At 43.1% G+C, this 16,929-nt stretch carries 15 protein-coding genes and 1 riboswitch; of the genes, 3 read left to right on the top strand and 12 right to left on the bottom strand.

Annotated features, from left to right (window positions below; genetic code table 11):
- Positions 1 to 177 precede the first annotated feature (177 nt).
- A complete protein-coding gene (locus RKD52_RS07875) occupies positions 178 to 2,421 on the bottom strand; it encodes an ABC transporter permease (protein ID WP_454099272.1) in 2,244 nt (747 codons plus the stop codon).
- On the bottom strand, positions 2,418 to 3,119 hold the full coding sequence (locus RKD52_RS07870) for an ABC transporter ATP-binding protein (protein ID WP_454099271.1): 702 nt from the start codon (positions 3,117 to 3,119) through the stop codon (positions 2,418 to 2,420). Before RKD52_RS07870 ends, RKD52_RS07875 begins: the two co-directional genes overlap by 4 nt.
- 253 nt (positions 3,120 to 3,372) lie before the next feature.
- On the opposite strand from RKD52_RS07870, the gene zwf reads away from it, so the two are divergent.
- Positions 3,373 to 4,863, top strand: a complete 1,491-nt coding sequence (gene zwf / locus RKD52_RS07865) for a glucose-6-phosphate dehydrogenase (RefSeq protein WP_454099270.1) — start codon at positions 3,373 to 3,375, stop codon at positions 4,861 to 4,863.
- Between the two features lie 88 nt (positions 4,864 to 4,951).
- Here zwf and RKD52_RS07860 read toward each other — a convergent pair whose 3' ends face one another.
- Entirely contained in the window at positions 4,952 to 5,515 is a 564-nt protein-coding gene (locus RKD52_RS07860) for a hypothetical protein (protein ID WP_454099269.1), read from the bottom strand.
- 232 nt (positions 5,516 to 5,747) lie between these two features.
- On the opposite strand from RKD52_RS07860, the gene RKD52_RS07855 reads away from it, so the two are divergent.
- The gene (locus RKD52_RS07855) at positions 5,748 to 6,155 is read left to right on the top strand and encodes a hypothetical protein (protein ID WP_454101165.1); all 408 of its coding nucleotides are present in this window, start codon (positions 5,748 to 5,750) and stop codon (positions 6,153 to 6,155) included.
- 190 nt (positions 6,156 to 6,345) lie between these two features.
- Here RKD52_RS07855 and RKD52_RS07850 read toward each other — a convergent pair whose 3' ends face one another.
- Positions 6,346 to 6,657, bottom strand: coding sequence for a hypothetical protein (locus tag RKD52_RS07850; protein ID WP_454099268.1), 312 nt, complete (start codon positions 6,655 to 6,657; stop codon positions 6,346 to 6,348).
- Positions 6,658 to 7,109: 452 nt separating this feature from the next.
- Here RKD52_RS07850 and RKD52_RS07845 point away from each other — a divergent pair, with 452 nt between their 5' ends.
- Positions 7,110 to 8,141, top strand: coding sequence for an SDR family oxidoreductase (locus tag RKD52_RS07845; protein ID WP_454099267.1), 1,032 nt, complete (start codon positions 7,110 to 7,112; stop codon positions 8,139 to 8,141).
- A 57-nt stretch (positions 8,142 to 8,198) separates the two neighbouring features.
- Here RKD52_RS07845 and RKD52_RS07840 read toward each other — a convergent pair whose 3' ends face one another.
- The 8 genes from RKD52_RS07840 to RKD52_RS07805 all read right to left on the bottom strand — a co-directional run bounded on the left by RKD52_RS07840 (position 8,199) and on the right by RKD52_RS07805 (position 16,555).
- Complete coding sequence (locus RKD52_RS07840) at positions 8,199 to 9,437, bottom strand: MFS transporter (RefSeq protein ID WP_454099266.1); 1,239 nt, start codon at positions 9,435 to 9,437, stop codon at positions 8,199 to 8,201.
- A gap of 99 nt (positions 9,438 to 9,536) precedes the next feature.
- Entirely contained in the window at positions 9,537 to 10,181 is a 645-nt protein-coding gene (locus tag RKD52_RS07835; protein WP_454099265.1) for a hypothetical protein, read from the bottom strand.
- 222 nt (positions 10,182 to 10,403) lie between these two features.
- Positions 10,404 to 11,036, bottom strand: coding sequence for an immunity protein Imm33 domain-containing protein (locus RKD52_RS07830; protein ID WP_454099264.1), 633 nt, complete (start codon positions 11,034 to 11,036; stop codon positions 10,404 to 10,406).
- Positions 11,037 to 11,414: 378 nt separating this feature from the next.
- Positions 11,415 to 12,782 (bottom strand): MFS transporter, encoded by a 1,368-nt coding sequence (locus RKD52_RS07825; protein ID WP_454099263.1) that lies wholly within the window; start codon positions 12,780 to 12,782, stop codon positions 11,415 to 11,417.
- Positions 12,783 to 12,922: 140 nt separating this feature from the next.
- Positions 12,923 to 13,354, bottom strand: a complete 432-nt coding sequence (locus RKD52_RS07820) for a VOC family protein (RefSeq protein ID WP_454099262.1) — start codon at positions 13,352 to 13,354, stop codon at positions 12,923 to 12,925.
- 159 nt (positions 13,355 to 13,513) lie between these two features.
- Entirely contained in the window at positions 13,514 to 13,696 is a 183-nt protein-coding gene (locus RKD52_RS07815) for a YqaE/Pmp3 family membrane protein (protein WP_029279862.1), read from the bottom strand.
- A gap of 100 nt (positions 13,697 to 13,796) precedes the next feature.
- Positions 13,797 to 15,209, bottom strand: coding sequence for an NADP-dependent phosphogluconate dehydrogenase (gene gndA / locus RKD52_RS07810; RefSeq protein ID WP_454099261.1), 1,413 nt, complete (start codon positions 15,207 to 15,209; stop codon positions 13,797 to 13,799).
- Positions 15,210 to 15,313: 104 nt separating this feature from the next.
- Entirely contained in the window at positions 15,314 to 16,555 is a 1,242-nt protein-coding gene (locus RKD52_RS07805; protein WP_454099260.1) for a DNA polymerase IV, read from the bottom strand.
- Between the two features lie 167 nt (positions 16,556 to 16,722).
- Positions 16,723 to 16,863, top strand: a riboswitch (cyclic di-AMP (ydaO/yuaA leader).
- Positions 16,864 to 16,929 lie beyond the last annotated feature (66 nt).

Here is a 16,929-nt window from a genome sequence, read left to right as displayed (position 1 = left end):
TTAAATTCTAATCGAATCAACCTGCATTTAATGTGCTATTTAGAGTTTTCGCGCCGCAAACGGAACTCCTTAGACACTGCTAATTGGTGTATTTCATGGCGTCTCTTCTATGAACTTTTATCCCATTCGTTCCTCTGCTCTCACCGGCCTCAAATTTCCAGGGCAATAACAATCCAACTACTCCTGGCGCTTCAGCACTTCCTGCAGCGGAATGCGGCTGATTTTTCGCTTTGAGAGCTGCAGGGAGATTACATATGATGCATAGATGATGACAAAACCGGCGGCTGTCATCAGATAGTCAGGTTCGATGGGAAGGGAAAATCCCGTTGATTCCGAAACGGATGCCATCAGTCCTTTATAGCTGATAAATGCGAGGGGAACACCGAGTACGTATCCCGCTATGACGACCGGAGTATAGACATTCAGAAGCAGGGATGAAATTTCTTTTCGGTCATAGCCCATGACTTTCAGCAGGGAAATGTTCACGGTGTGCTCATCCATCATCATGCTGGTGATCAGGTATATGATGAGGAGTCCGATCAAGAATGCGAAGACCCCGATGACTGCTGCCGAATAGTTGGTCGGCTCAAGGAGCTGTTCCATGCCTTTTTTCATGGCATTTTTGTCTTCAATCGCAGCGATTGCTTCGCCAGACTCCTTTTTAAGCGTCCATTTTCCGACATATGCATCTTCTTCAATGCTCAGAAAGCGGTTCACGTCCCCTCGCTCCATGTAGATGGCATGACCGATGAAAATATCTGCCACTCCAGTGACGGTGACGGATTGCTCCTGATCGGTCCAGGGATTTTGAATCGTGATGGAATCTCCGGCATTAAGACCTTCAACTGCAGCCAAAGCCTGCGTTACGACTGCCCCATCAGGAAGCGTGCCGTTCAGCTCCGTCCCGCTGCTGTCAATCAGTTTCAGCATTGGCGTTGAGGGATCCATACCGATGAGCTGCGTTTTAACGTCTTTTCTGCCGTCTTCTCCTTTAATTATGGCTTCTGATGCAGAAAACGGACTTTCCTCTGCCTGAGCAGGCTCCGTTTTTACTTCCTGATAATGGACCGCATAGTTATAGCGATAAGCATCTTCATATGTCTTTTTCATGAGCACGTTCATTGAATTCATGGAAATGAATCCAAAGGTGACTAATAAGGAAGAGAAGAGAATTCCTGTAAAGAGTACAAGGCTCTTGGATGGACTGCTGAGCAGCATCTTCAGACGGAACCTTCTTTTAAAGCTCCATTTCAATGGGAGCTTTATCGCTCCTTTTCTTGAAAAAGACGGTCTTGAATGCAGCAGTTGGAGCGGCGGTTTGTTGACTTTTTTCCTGATTGTCAGGAAACCGGCCAGACAAAGAACGGAAATGGGCACGGCAAATCCAGCAATCAGAGTCACCGGATCAAAGGCAAGCCGGTTTAAGATGGGAAGATTGTAAAAAGCGGTGTAGAGCTCTGTCAGCGGCCCCGCTGCAATCAGTCCCGACGCTATGCCGAGTACCGTGCCGGCAATGGAAATGATCAAAGGATACATCATAAAGGAGAACGTGACTTCTTTTCTCGTATACCCGAGTGCAAGAAGGGTTCCAATTTGAGTGGACTGGACGTCTATTTGCCGTTTTAGCATTAAGACAACCATAAACAGCGCAAGCAGTCCAATAAAAACTGGAATAACACTTCCAAATGACTGATTGGACTCAATTTCTGCGTCAATGTATGAAATTCTGACGTTGTCTTTTGCATCGGTCCATTTCAGGACAGGAACTGTTTCTGAAACGGCCTTTTTCAGACTGCTTAGAGAATCGCCGTTTTCAAAGAATCTACCGGAATAATAGACGGGCTGCTGATTTCCCCCAGGAAAATCCTCCTTGGCCATCAGGACGACACCGAATGTCTTCGGATCAGCCATCAGGTCATTCTCGTTTTGTACGCCGTAAATATAGTCCGGAAGATTAACATGGGCTGTGATTTTGTAGGTTTCCCCTCCGGCGTCCCAGCTGTCTCCCACTTTCAGGCCGTGTGCATCTGCAAAAGAAGCGGTTATGGCTGCTTCATTCTTTTCATCAGGCAAACGGCCCTTTACCACATACGGTTCATTGATTCCTTGCTGAATGGAAAGAATCCGGGCAGTAACTCCCTCCTTCCATTCAATATCCTGCCATTGGCGGGCCTGGATTGTTACGTCAAATTCCTTTCCAAAGGATCCGAGCTGATCCTCAGACAGCCGTTCTCCTGCTGTAAATTGAAAATCCTCCTGCTTATATTTTTCTCTGAACAGCTGATTGCTCGAATCCATCAGTGCCATTGTGCTTGAGAGCGTTACAAAAAGCATGACGGCAACCGCAAGAAGGAGCGCCGAACCTCCAAACTGCAGCGGCTTTTGCCTGATGGTGCGCAGAGCCATGGCCTTGATTTTCATACCCATTTCACCTGCTCTGCAGGTATTGGAGCCCCATTTTTAATGGTTTCAATGATTTTTCCGCTTTTCATTTTCATAACGGTATGGGCCATATCGGCAATGCCTGGATTATGGGTGATCATTAGAATGGTTGTACCGTATATGCGGTTGATTTCCTGAATAAGCGAAAGAATTTTTTTCCCGGTCTCTTCATCAAGAGCTCCTGTCGGCTCATCGCAGAACAAGATACTTGGATTTTTTACGATTGCCCGTGCAATGGCTGTTCTCTGCTGCTCTCCCCCGCTTAATTGATGGGGAAATTTGTGCTGGTGTTCACTCATTCCGACCTTATCCAGGATTTCTTCAGGGGAAAGAGGATCATCGCTGATGTCGGCGCCGGTTTCAACATTTTCCCTGACAGTCAGTGCAGAAATAAGATTATAGGACTGAAAAATAAAGCCCGCATGCTTTCTTCTGAAAAGCGTTAGCTGCCTGTCGTTCATTTCATGAAGGTTTTCTCCCTGGACGGTGACCTGTCCCCCGTCCGCTCTGTCAATGCCTCCGGCCACGTTCAGAAAGGTGGATTTCCCGGAGCCGGATGGTCCTAGAATGACAATGATTTCTCCTTTTCCGCAGGCAATGCTCACGTCATTTAATGCAGGCACCTCTACTTCACCTGTACGGTATATTTTTCTAACATTCTCAAAGATGAAACTCATACAGACACCCCCGATTATTTCTAGTATCTTCCTCTGTATCGTACTAAAAATCTTCATTCTTGACGATCTCTTCTTTTACTTGTAATCATTTTCATTTCCGTTTTATGGATACAATAGAAATGGTTCATACTACTTATGTAGGAAATTGATCTTAAATGTTTGATTTACTTCATGGTTAGCATTAAAATTAAGTACTTGAACAGGTTACATATCATTATTAATAAATCCGCTGATACAAAGTGAGGTTCAATACATGAATACGGAACATAAACCAAAAGCAGTAATCGTAATTTTCGGAGCAACAGGAGATCTTGCCAAGCGCAAGCTTTTCCCCTCCATCTACCGTTTGCACCGCAGCAAAAAAATCGACAGTGACTTCGCTGTTGTAGGCGTGGGCAGGAGACCGTGGACGAATGAAGAATTCCGCTCAAATGTCAGCGACTCGATTCAGTCATCGATTAAGCAGTCATCTGAACTCGATGAATTTGCATCCCATTTTTACTATCATCCATTTGATGTGACAAATCCATCTTCCTACCTTGAGCTGAAAGGAATGCTTTCAGACCTTGACGGCAAATACGGCATCCCTGGAAACAGAATGTTCTACATGGCGATGGCGCCGGAATTTTTCGGAACGATTGCCCGGAATTTAAAAAGCGAAGGGCTGACAGCGACAGAAGGCTGGAGCCGACTTGTCATTGAAAAGCCGTTCGGACACGACCTGCCTTCAGCACAGGAGCTGAACGATGAAATCCGCGAAGCTTTCTCTGAAGATCAAATTTACCGCATTGACCACTATCTCGGAAAACAGATGGTGCAGAATATCGAAGTCATCCGCTTCTCAAATGCTTTGTTTGAGTCGGTTTGGAACAACCGCTATATCTCTAACATTCAGGTAACTTCAAGCGAAGTTCTGGGTGTAGAAGACCGCGGACGCTATTATGAAAATTCAGGTGCGCTTCGTGATATGGTTCAAAATCACTTAATGCAGATGGTCGCCCTTCTTGCGATGGAGCCGCCGATCAAGCTTGAAACAGACGAGATCCGCTCTGAAAAAGTGAAAGTGATGCGCGCACTCCGCCCTCTTACAGAGAAGGACGTGCCTGATTACTTCGTACGCGGACAATACGGCAAAGGCGAATCAGAAGACGTATCTGTTCCCGGCTACCGCGAAGAAAGCAATGTAGATCCTGAATCCAACACAGAAACATATGTTGCCGGCAAGCTGATGATCGACAACTTCAGATGGGCTGGCGTGCCTTTCTATATCCGCACAGGAAAGCGCATGACGGCAAAATCAACGAAGATTGTTGTACAGTTCAAAGACCTGCCGATGAACCTTTACTCAAACGACGTAGACAGCAAGCATCCGAACCTGCTTGTCATTCACATTCAGCCTGATGAAGGCATCACGCTTCACCTGAATGCTAAAGAAGCAGGCGGCGGCTCTTACGTCAAGCCGATCAAGCTTGACTACTGCAGCAACTGCGTTGATCAGTTCAACACGCCTGAAGCCTATGAAAAGCTCATCTACGACGGCTTGCGCGGAGATGCCACCAACTTCACTCACTGGGATGAAGTGTCCCTCTCATGGAGCTATGTGGACACCATCTCCAAAGCTTGGGAAACGCACAAAGCAGAATTCCCTAACTACGCAGCCGGCTCAATGGGTCCCAAAGCCGCTGATGAACTGCTTGAAAAAGACGGTTTCCATTGGTGGCCAATTACGGATATGGTTGATTAAATCAAAAAGTTCAACGATGAATATGTACAATCGCACCGCTTTAAGCGGTGTTTTTTTTATTGCATAAAAACAGAGAAACTTAAAAACGTCACAATTTCATATTCCTGTTTAACAGCTGGTTGTATTCAGTCCAAAATTCTTCATACAATTCTTTATCGTAGTCATCAGAAATCTGTTTTTCTTTCGAATGATTAAACAATTCTTTCGCCTGAAGGGCAAAAGAGACAATCTGGTCTTTATAATCGACGTTGCTTATTTTCACTTCTGCCCCTGGATAATAGATACTCCCCGTAGCCGGATTGGTTGTAGTAATTTTAACAAAATCCGATAAAATTACGTGATCGTCCAAATGTTTGACGCTCCAATGGATAGTAATGGGGCAGCCCATCATCAGGATCGCCCCGCATCCGTGGAAGATCAGGCCTTTATCATGTTCAGGGTCGCAGCAATAATCATTTTCAAGAGTTCTCAGCAGTGCCAAAGCGGACTCACTGATTCCCCATTCTTCGTTCACACACGATTGTGTAATAATCGTATCATGAACACTCAAGAAAATTTCACCGTGAGAACATAAGTCTTGTTCGTCATATTCATCATTGCAAAGCCAGCATTGATTCTCGATTTTGATTGCAAAAGGATTTCTCCGTTTCATTGTTCATTCTCCTGTTTTGTTGGCTTCTCTTATTCCTCTTTCATAATTCTAAGCCGCTGCAGCCAAATCCTCCCTCATCATGTTAACCCTTCATATAATTTAGATAGAACGCTGTTTCTTTAAAAATCGTTGGATTTAAAAAATAGCCCATAATAGGTGATGGAAGAATTTGAAACTTTTTTTTGATATATACGTCTGATTATGTTAAAAGGAGAGGTTGAACTTGAAAAAAATGAAGCTATTACTATTTTTAATGGCAGTAATTCCACTGTTTGCAGCAGGTTGTTCAAACGGTACAGCAGCTGAAAGCATTGAAGTTCTACAGCGTATTGGTGATGAAAATAAATACGAGGATTTCAAAGTCATTACAGATAATGAAAAAGTAAAAAAAGCGGAAGAAATCGTAGATGATGCTGATTGGGAAAAGGTAAAAGTAGATATGGCACGTCCTGCTGACTTCCAATTTTCTTTCCCAAATCCAGAAGCCAAAGTGGCTTTATTTGAACTATGGGTAAGTCCAAATAAAGACAAAGTAGAACTCGTCATTGATGCTGAAAGTAAATATATTCAATTAGACAAAAACAAGTCGGCAGAACTGTTTGAAATACTGACAGGCGAACAGTTATCTGAGCAGAAATAATGATTTGGCCTCGATTTAGAGGCCTTTTATTCAGCTTCTTCTATAGTGCCAGTCCAGTGTACTGATGATTAAAACGTCAGTCTCCAGAACCTATTTATACTCCATAACGTTTAACCACTGGCCATCCGGACCTATTGTGATATGAGGGATTTCATTTAACTCAAATAGGTTATAAAAATCATCGCGCTTATTAAGTTTTCACATCTGTTTCAGAAAAGACAATATAGTCCATCGTTGTTGACCGCAAATAAAATTCATAGATAAATTGTTTGTTAAGGTCCTTTACGTACCCCACCTTACCAGTATCCCCTTTAAAAAAACGGGATAACGAAATGGTTTTAACTGAGATGAAATTTGCAGAGAGTGTTTTTAAAAGTTCTGCTTCATAATCTGGGATGATTGCATATATGAAGCAGCACTTCTTATAGTATAAAGATACTTGGTGTATCATTTCTTGTTCATCCATTTCCCCGTCAAGCATTACTTCTGTTCTCTTCACCAATCGATTTACCTCCATCCAATTCCAATTATTTCAAATCGCAACAAGATTAACAACATCTTTTCTATAAAAAAGAAGGCTTTACCGGAAAGCCTTCTTCTGTTACTTGAAATTCATTTATTATTCTTATTATGTTTGTTTTCTTTATTCAAAAAGGATGCTGCTATAGCTGAAAAAATATCTCCAAGAAGAGTTAAAAGTGCACTCATGTCTCTCACCCTTTCTCTTTGAGTATTTTTTAACTGCATTTCAAATTGTTCCTTATTCCTTAAACACCATAGAAACTAGTATGGGTGTCACCTCTGGGTAATCATTACACTTATATACTACCATAAACTCACTCATACTGTTTTTGCTGAGCTGGCTTTAATCATATTCGTTGACAGAACCACCTACAAATATTACTATATGTTTAAACACTTAAACATATAGTAGTTGGAAGGATGATCTTAGTAATGAAGAAAACCGTACTTGTCACAGGCGGAACCGGCTATGTTGCAGCCTGGGTCGTTAAAGAGCTGCTTGATGGCGGCCATAATGTAAGAATTACTGTCCGCGATGCAGCGAAGACAGAAAAATACCAGCATCTCCTGGATGCGGAGAAACAATCTGCCGGAAAACTGACAGTCTATGAGGCGGATTTACTGAAAAAAGGAAGCTTTGATGAAGCCGTGAAAGGCTCTGAATATGTTTTTCATACCGCTTCTCCTTTTTTCATCAGCGGATTTAAAGATGCTCAAAAGGACTTGATTGAACCGGCTTTGGAAGGCACGAAAAACGTTCTGGAGTCTGTCAGACGTTCACCTGAAGTGAAACGGGTTGTCCTTACGAGCAGTGCAGTGGCCATTTTTGGGGATAATGCGGATAAGGAGGGCAAGTCCTCGTTTAATGAAAAGGATTGGAACACAACAAGCAGTGTTTCCCATCAGCCATACAGCTACTCAAAAACACTCGCTGAAAAGGCGGCCTGGGAAATGGCGGACAAGCAGCATTTTGATTTAGTCACTATTAACCCAACCTTTGTTCTTGGTCCTTCGCTTTCTAAACGGTCAGATTCAACGAGCATCAGTACGATTCTCGACCTTCTGAAAGGCGGATTTAAAAGCGGTGTTCCCAACTTAATCAACGGAACCGTTGATGTGCGCGATGTCGCAAAAGCCCATGTGCTTGCAGCCTTCACAGAATCTGCAAAGGGCAGATACCTGATTTCAAATGAAGAGGCCTCCCTGCTTGATATGGCACGGATATTTGAAGAGAACCGCCCAAATCACTATCCTCTTCCTAAACGAGAAGTGCCAAAACCGCTCATCTGGCTGATTGCACCTAAAGTAGGTCTGACTCGGAAGTATGTCAACAAAAACGTTGGAGTAAACGCCCGCTTTGATAACAGAAAAAGCATAAATGAATTGGGCATGACTTACAGAAGCCTTAAAGAGACTTTGATTGATCAGAACGAGCAGCTTGAGGCTGACGGCCTGCTGGCATAAAAAGACCAAAAAAGATGATTTCATAATGAAATCATCTTTTTTAATTCATTATTACCCTTAAAGGAAGGAAGAGGAAATAGTCTTATCAGGTTCTATAAATCTTACATACTTTCTCAAAGTAAAAGAATACACCCCTGTACCAATCAATATAACGGAAGACAGCACAAACAGGATGGTAATGCCGTAAGCTTCAGCTATCATGCCGTACAGCAGACTGGAAATGCCGAAAACACCAGTTAAGATAGCGTCTCTGGCTGCAAACACTTTCGGCAGAAGCTTTTTTTCTGAGTGATTTTGTATAAGCGTGATTTGTCCGATCAACTTGATTTCACTCCCTATTCCCACAAGGAATGAAATCAGAAGCGGTGCGGTCCCCGCTGTTGTGAAGCCGAACAAAAGGGTTAAGATCCCCCCGGCTGTTGAACCTGCAATGATTGCATAGCGAATAGACTTTTTTAGAATGGATTCAAATCTTATACATAAAAGCCCGCCTAAAATCAAACCGGCAAAGTATGCTGAGTTCAAATACCCCCACCATGCTTCACCTTTGCTCAGCACTTCTTCCACATAAACAAGTAGAACAGCAGCAATCCATACGACTTGTGCTATAGAATCGAAGAAATCAACGACAGAAATGACCCGCAGGGACGGGGTTTTCCAAATCGCTTTCCAGCCCTCCTGCATGGAACTCCACTTCGTTTTTCCTTCCTTTTCGTTTCTGCCTTCATTGATATGCGGCATCTGTATGAATGACATCATAATGGTTGATCCGGCAAAAAGCAGCACAGAGAAATATAATACTTCTTTTCCGCCGACAAGCGAAACCGCGATACTTCCAAGCGGCCAGCTCCCAAGCTGAACAAGTTGATCTACAACCGCCATAAATCCATTCACGCGGACGATGCGGTCCTCTGGAACTAAATACGGAATGAGCGAATTTCTGATCGGCACAGCCCACCCGTCGAAAAAAGCTATGACTGAAATTAGAGGAAAAACCGTAAGGATCCTTTCCCCCGGAAACAGAGTTAAGCAAACAGCAAGCATGAGTAAGAACAACGTCTTAATCAGTTGAGAGTATACAAGAATGGTTTTATAAGAGAATCGGTCAATAATGAACGGAGCTGTCACCCCGCCTGCGAACCTTGACAGCGTTACAGCAAACGGAACAGCTGCTGTCATTGCGATTGAGCCTGAGACGAAATACATGTAACTTAACAAGGCTACGATGTAGAATACATCTGCAGCATTGGCAAAACCCTGGCCAATCCACAAAAAATGAAACGAATGGTTTTTCACCTGTCAATCACCTTCACTTGTCTTAAAATATGTTTAAGTAGTAAGTGAAAGTGTGATTACAATGGAACTCATCCTTTCTGAATGAACCCTTCTTTGTCTTTATCCCAGAAAGTAATTGACCATAGGAGACTTCGCATTTATTCCTGCGGGCAGGTCCCCGGCAATTTGCCTGCGGTCAATCTCTAGGAAATAAGCGGCTTTACTAAGTGTGTCATAAAAAAGAGGAACTGCTTCCATCTCTCTGAATACATAAACCTGTATAGGCTGACATCCTGATTTATAAGCTTCAGTCAGACGGTGGTTTCCGTTTATGCAATAGGGCTTGCCGTTTGTCAGCAAACTGTTTTGAAGGATCATGACAGGATTTTTGTGATTGGGCTTTATCCGAGCAGGATCAGTGTTTACATTCCCTTGATCAACTGCATGGATGATGCGGGACGGCTCAAAAATTTCTGCTTTAAGTCCATTTTTAATTATATATGATGTTGCTCCATCTATGTCTAGAGCGTATTCAAATACTCCTGTTTCATATACCGCATACAGTGAAAACGTTTCTTGGCCAATTGGATGGACAACAGGATATTCTTCTTTAGCCAGGATGCGGGTAAACACATCCAGCCATTTTTCAGCGATGTCAGCACCATACTGCGAGGTGTCCTTCATTTCTTCCATGCACAAATGAAAGTGACGTGCCGGCTGGAACACCCTTGATTCTCTTTCATAAAAATCTATTTTAGATTCCACATCAACCTCCACGCAATCATTGTGATTTTCCACTTACTATTATCACATATTGACCACTTTAAATGCAGATAATTTTGAAAGCTTCAGAGGTGACACTTCGCTGAATGACGCCACAAATGAAGATCCATCTCTGTTAATGACGGCAGGATTACGATTATGAGAACACAATTAAGGATGCATGACATAGATTATTCAGCAAAAAGAAGCTGAATTCACTCCTGTTTAATTACCATTTAAATAACCGTCCCAATCGTAGTCATCAATCTTATAAAATTCTCCTTTATCATTTCTTTCATAAGCACACAAAGGTGAATCATGAATAAATTCTAATATGGAATCATCGAAATTCAAGATTACTCCAATAGAGACAATGTGAAAGTTTTCTGAATCACTTAGATAGTCATTATCTTCGTAGCCACTGAATATAGACCAGCCAAAATCTTCTTCACCGTTTGGATGATCCCTCAGCAAAAAGTTATATTCTCTTTTTTCAAGTACATCTTCGCTAACTGTAACTAAGCTGTCAAAATAAAAATCCCAGTTGGATGAAGCTGGGTCTTGATATTCCGTAGCGCAAATATTCTCAACTCCAAATGAAATCTCATTGCCTATTTTCAATGGCAAACGATGTGGTTCATTATCCAGCTTGCCTTTAAATCTTTTTCCGTTTATGCTGGTAATTTGAACCCACATTCTCTCTCCTCTATATCCATCATCCTCAGCCTTCTCAGTGACGAAGATTACCTTTACATAATCACCAACTTTTAATTTGTCCAACACTTCTAAACTAGGGACATAAAATGTATACGGTGATTCTTTGTTCAGGTCATAGACATTATCTAAGTACCAGTTCATTCTGTTTCTCCCCCTGACCTCGATATAAATAAATAGTAGAAACCTTTTAGCTATTACTAGCCGGTGAGCTGGAATTGCAAACTCATGTGTTCTAAATACAAAGCAAAGTTGTAATAAGATTGGATTAAGTAAGGTTTTTACATTCAGCATCATCATTGGTCCAAGCTAATTCCAATTTTAGCATATTCTTGGGCACCTATCTTCTAACCAGCAGTTTCTAGCTGGTTAGGATTTAATTCCACCTGTTAAATGAGCAATAAAACGTTTATGTTAATAAATAAAAAAAAATCCAATTTATATATAAATTGGATTTCTTTTTATTTTGCTATTTGTTTTTTAAAAACTCATCACTCGTTCATCCTCGCTGCTGTTATCTATTCAGCTGTGCTGCAGTTTTCTATCTTTTCGAACATACGATAAGAAAAGCACGCTTGAAGCTCCGATCAGCAGCGTCATTCCCCAAAAGATGTTCGTATAAACAGATGCAGCCGGGACATTCTGCTGCCATCCTATCAATAAACCTGACAGCGCGACTCCGAAGGCACCGCCGAAAAACTGGATCAGCTGCATGAGTCCCATGCCTGATCCAATTTCATCTTCAGGAAGAATTCGGGATGCCTCATTGGCAATGCTCGACGTCAGGCTTGAGAAGCCTGTGCTCATGAACATGTATGCAATCATAATGGCATATGGTGATAATCCTGCGAATAAAGACAAAATCAGCAGTGAAATCAGCAGCATCACATGACCAAAGGAGATAAGCGGAATATTTCCGAATTTGTCAATCAGCCGGCCAATAAACTGTGCTGCAACTGCCGAGAGTATGGCACCGGGAAAAATGATCAGTCCAATGGCGGCAGGATCTTTTTCATAAAGTTCCGTTAAGATCATCGGCATCATAAAGAGTGCTGAAAAGTGCAGGATAAATCCTGCAAAGGCGGATGCGGCAAGCTTTACATACTGTCTGTTTTTGAACAGCGAAGGCTGCACAAACGGCATGCTTACTTTATGGACATGCCTCCACAAGAGATACAGGACCGCAAGCGAACCGATCAGAAGCGGCACAGACAAGGTGGATAAAAAGAGCAGCAGGCCTGTTACTCCAAGACCTGTCAGCAATCCGCCGGCAGAATCAAAGTGCACCTTCTGTACATCTTCTTTTGGGAGAAGCTTCTTGAAAACCGGTAGAAACAGTACAACAAATGCCGTGATCACAAATAGATAATTCCATCCAAGATAGGTGGTAATGGCTCCACCGATGACCGGACCAAGTCCAAAACCAAGCGATGCGGCAGAAGAAATCAGCGACATCGCCTTTCCTCTTCTTGAAATCGGAATATATTTTCCGGCAAGAACCATGGCAAGTCCCGGTACAGCTCCCGCTCCTGCAGCCTGGAGAACCCGGGCAAACAAGAGAAGATAAAAACTTTCAGAGAAAAATCCAATGACAGAGGCTGCACCAAGCATCGCAAGTCCGATTGCGAGAAGCCTCGAAATGGGAATGAAATCCGACAGTCTGCTGTAAGTCAGCGTCGAAATGGCAAAAGCAATGGAATATCCGGAGACAATCCATGAAGCTGTAGCAGATGAGAGACTCAGATCACTCAGTACGCTCGGCAGCGCCACGTTAAACATGGTCGTATTCATGACGACAAGCCAGACTGTTAAGCTCCAGAGCCAGACAATTTTATTTTCATGTTTTAAGCCAGGAACTGCCGGCGGTCTTTCTTCTATTTTCGTTGACACACTATCCCGCCTTCAGTTTATTATTTCGTATACCTAAAGAAATATATACTCTTACAGCCTGTACAGTCAAACGATTTGCTTTAATCATTCCTGTATAAAGAAGAAAACCCTTCTTAACCAAGAAGGGTTTTCTTTTAGGTTTAGTATTTGTTTTCTTTAACAGCAGATACTTGCCATTCAACACCATATTTGTCTTTAACCTGTCCGTAAGCCGGACTCCAAAATGTTTCCTGAAGGGGCATTGTGACTGTTCCGCCTGCTGAAAGCTTTTCAAATACATCCTTGGCTGCGTCTGCCGAATCAATATGCATCGCTATGGAAAGCTGTGAACCGAGAGTATAAGGCATACCAGGAAACGTATCTGACAGCATCATGATTGTATTGCCTGTCTTAAACTGTGCATTCATCACACGGTCCTTTGCATCAGCAGGGATTGGATGATTAGGATCTTCGGGCATTTCTCCAAATGTCTGAATTGAAATCAGTTCAGCATCCAAAGCATCTACATAAAACTTCACTGCCTCTTGACCATTTCCATTTGTTACAATGTAAGGATTTACTGATGTGATCATGTTACACCTCATCGTCATAATTTTAATAAGAACATTTGTTCGCTATTATCATAGCATGATTCGTTTTCATTTGCCAAACAATTTTCAAACTAAACTAAGCCCGCACTCTACTTCTTTAGAGGCGGGCTAATTTCCTGCAAAGTCAGCATTTTTTTTAAGTTACCTCACTCCGTACTTTTTCATCCGCTTTTCATCCTTTGCATCCTTCACGACGAGCACGGCGTGTATGGCTCCAGGAAGATAAAAAATGAGTGTTAAAATCAGGTTAAGCAGTGCCTGAAACGGTCTGCCGACAAACAGCACAGCCACAGGCGGCAGTAAAATTGCCAATAAATAAAGCATCATTATTCACCCCGTTCTTTTCTTATCCGTAACATTTTACCCCGATTCACCGGTTTAGAAACAGTAAAAAACACGGAGCACAAGGCCCCGTGTTCTGTTTTTACTTAGACATCCATTCTGTATGGAAAATGCCTTCTTTGTCTGTACGCTGGTAAGTGTGCGCTCCGAAGTAGTCGCGCTGCGCCTGAATAAGGTTGGCAGGCAATGTAGCCGTGCGGTAGCTGTCGTAATAGGAAAGGGCAGCCGAGAAGCTTGGTACCGGAACACCCTGCTCAATAGCAACTGTCAGCACTTTGCGTAGAGCTCCCTGGTAGCTTTCTGCGATCTCTTTGAAGTAAGGGTCAAGCAGAAGATTCGCAAGCTCGCCGTCGCGGTCATACGCATCTTTGATTTTTTGAAGGAAGGCTGCACGGATGATGCATCCGCCTCTGAAAATCATCGCGATGTCGCCGTACTGAAGATCCCAGTTGTATTCCTCAGAAGCTGCTCTCATTTGGGCAAAACCTTGTGCATACGAGCAGATTTTACTCATATAAAGCGCTTTGCGGACAACTTCAATCAGTTCTTTTTTGTCGCCTTCAAATGGTGTAACAGAAGGACCCGAAAGAATGCCGCTCGCTTTTACACGCTCATCTTTCATGGCAGAGATGAAGCGGGCAAACACGGATTCCGTAATAATCGGAAGCGGAACACCTAAATCAAGGGCACTTTTGCTTGTCCATTTTCCAGTTCCTTTTTGTCCTGCTGTATCAAGAATCACATCAACAAGCGGCTTGCCTGTTTCATCATCTGTTTTTGTGAAAATGTCAGCCGTGATTTCAATCAGATAGCTGTCAAGCTCGCCTTTATTCCACTCGGCAAATACTTCATGCAGTTCCTGTGCAGATAGGCCAAGAACATTTTTAAGGATGAAATACGCTTCTGAAATCAGCTGCATATCGCCGTACTCAATGCCGTTATGCACCATTTTCACATAATGGCCGGCACCGTCCGGACCGATATAAGTTGTACATGGATCTCCGTCCACTTTTGCAGATATCGCTTCAAAAATCGGCTTTACAAGCTCAAATGCTTCCTTTTGTCCGCCAGGCATGATCGAAGGTCCTTTAAGGGCTCCTTCCTCTCCGCCTGAAACGCCGGTGCCGATAAAGTGAATGCCGCTTTCAGCAAGCTCTTTGTTTCTGCGCTGTGTATCTGTGTACAGCGTATTTCCGCCGTCGATCAGAATATCGCCTTTATCAAGATGTGGAAGAAGCTGCTCGATTGTTGCATCTGTTGCAAAACCGGCTTTTACCATAAGAAGAATTTTGCGCGGTGTTTCAAGAGACTGAACAAATTCTTCAATGCTGTATGTACCTGTCAGGTTCTTGCCGCTGTGTTCTTTCAGCATTTCTTCTGTTTTATCTGAAGAACGGTTATAAACGGCCACCGAATAGCCGCGGCTTTCTATATTAAGAGCGAGGTTTTTGCCCATGACGGCCAAACCGATAACGCCAATTTGCTGTTTAGACATGTTTATACTCCCTTTCTGTCCCAAATATCGTTGTTCGCATGAATATGCATTCCTTCTGTAAAATAACACAGTGCCCTTGCTTTTATCAAGGAAAGCGCCTTGTCTCATTCCCTTAAAAAATCTTTATTGAAACTTGTCCCGCTTGTTTTATCATCTTCCAGGTGGACCGCTTTCATCCCGCGTTTAATGACACTTTCTCCAAATTTTTTCTGAATGTCCTCAATCGTTTTAAATAGAGGCTCTTTTTTTGCATCCTCCTGAAAAGAAAACAGATCCAGCTGTTTATAGGCAGCTCCTTTTGGCACAAGGTCCTGGCACGTAACCCCAAGCAAACGTACGGGATCTCCCGTCCAGTGCCTGTCAAAAATCTCTTTTGCGTGAGTGTACAGCTCTTCCTTTTCACCAAGTGGATTATTGACTGTCCGGCTGCGGGTAAATGTGCTTCTGTCTGAGTAGCGAATCGTAATAAAGATCTTTGTTCCAAGCACCTCTTTCCGTTTCATCCGCATGCTGACGGACTGGGAAAGGCGGTTCAGAGTATCGTACAGGACGCGAACATCACTTGAATCTTTGGAGAGAGTGGTAGAATTCCCAATGCTCTTAAAATCATGGATGCTGTCCGGGTTGACTTCCCTGCTGTCTATACCGTTTGCCCTTTTTTTCAGCCGTTCACCGTTAATGCCCAGGAGCTGTTTCAATGAAATCGGATCGGCTTCAGCCAGATCTTTGATCGTCTGAATGCCAATGGTGCGGAGTTTTTCTGCCGTTTTTTCTCCCACTCCGTGCATCTCGCCTGCTGGAAGCGGCCACAGTGTCTCGTGAAGCTCCCGTTTTCTGAGGACGGTGATGCCCAGTGGCTTTTTCATATTGGAAGCCATCTTGGCAAGGAACTTATTCGGGGCAATGCCAATACTTGATGGCAGAAGCAGCTCTTCAAGCAATCGCTGCTGAATCGTTTTTGCCACTTGAAGCGGATTGCCTTCCTTCAGATATTCCGTCAAATCCATATACCCTTCATCAATAGAGACAGGCTCAACCAGCTCGGTAAATTCTCTTAACAGGTCGAACATTGCTCTTGATGCCTTCCGGTACCGGTCAAAATTCGGCTTCCTGACAATCAGTTCGGGACAATGGCGCTTCGCCTGCCACAGCGGCATTGTTGTTTTCACTCCTCTTGCTCTTGCCTCATAGCTGCACGTGACAACAATTCCCTTCCGTTCTTCCACATTTCCGGCAATGGCGAGGGGTTTCCCCCTCAGCTCAGGCTCAAACGCCATCTCAACTGATGCGTAAAAACTGTTCATATCCACATGGAGAATCACTCTTGGACCGCTTCGTCCGTTCATTTCCATTCAACTTCTTTCAAGGCTCTTTTATGTTAAAAGTTTACCATAACCCTAATTAAAAGTACCAACTGAGCGTATTGTCCAGGCTGAATGCTAGTAAAAAACAATTGACAACTTGTCTGCATTCAGAGTAAATTATATCTTGTGTGATTTTATAAACAGACAAACTTCATAATAAGCTTAATCTTTTCAGAGCGGGGGAATCATGCATTTGGTAAGGCTCTTACCTTGGGGTGAATCCGTAAATGGAAGGGAACTCTCAATCCCGAATCCGACAGTTAACCTCGTATGCTTTATTGGGAGAAAGACTTTAATTGTGTATTAAAGACCTTTCTTACTTTAGATTGGTCTTTTTTTGTATTTTCAGAATTCTT

The sequence above is a fragment of the Metabacillus sp. SLBN-84 genome, assembly GCF_053629595.1.
This window is presented reverse-complemented; position numbering and strand designations above follow the sequence as displayed.

Bases quoted from the DNA above. Each gene is read 5' to 3' on its own strand.
- RKD52_RS07820 (WP_454099262.1), bottom strand. From the start codon at position 13,354: ATGATCACATCAGTAAATCCTTACATTGTAACAAATGGAAATGGTCAA.
- RKD52_RS07855 (WP_454101165.1), top strand. From the start codon at position 5,748: ATGAAGCTATTACTATTTTTAATGGCAGTAATTCCACTGTTTGCAGCA.
- RKD52_RS07805 (WP_454099260.1), bottom strand. From the start codon at position 16,555: ATGAACGGACGAAGCGGTCCAAGAGTGATTCTCCATGTGGATATGAAC.
- gndA (WP_454099261.1), bottom strand. From the start codon at position 15,209: ATGTCTAAACAGCAAATTGGCGTTATCGGTTTGGCCGTCATGGGCAAA.
- RKD52_RS07830 (WP_454099264.1), bottom strand. From the start codon at position 11,036: ATGAACTGGTACTTAGATAATGTCTATGACCTGAACAAAGAATCACCG.
- RKD52_RS07870 (WP_454099271.1), bottom strand. From the start codon at position 3,119: ATGAGTTTCATCTTTGAGAATGTTAGAAAAATATACCGTACAGGTGAA.
- RKD52_RS07860 (WP_454099269.1), bottom strand. From the start codon at position 5,515: ATGAAACGGAGAAATCCTTTTGCAATCAAAATCGAGAATCAATGCTGG.
- RKD52_RS07815 (WP_029279862.1), bottom strand. From the start codon at position 13,696: ATGCTTTATTTATTGGCAATTTTACTGCCGCCTGTGGCTGTGCTGTTT.
- RKD52_RS07845 (WP_454099267.1), top strand. From the start codon at position 7,110: ATGAAGAAAACCGTACTTGTCACAGGCGGAACCGGCTATGTTGCAGCC.
- zwf (WP_454099270.1), top strand. From the start codon at position 3,373: ATGAATACGGAACATAAACCAAAAGCAGTAATCGTAATTTTCGGAGCA.
- RKD52_RS07875 (WP_454099272.1), bottom strand. From the start codon at position 2,421: ATGAAAATCAAGGCCATGGCTCTGCGCACCATCAGGCAAAAGCCGCTG.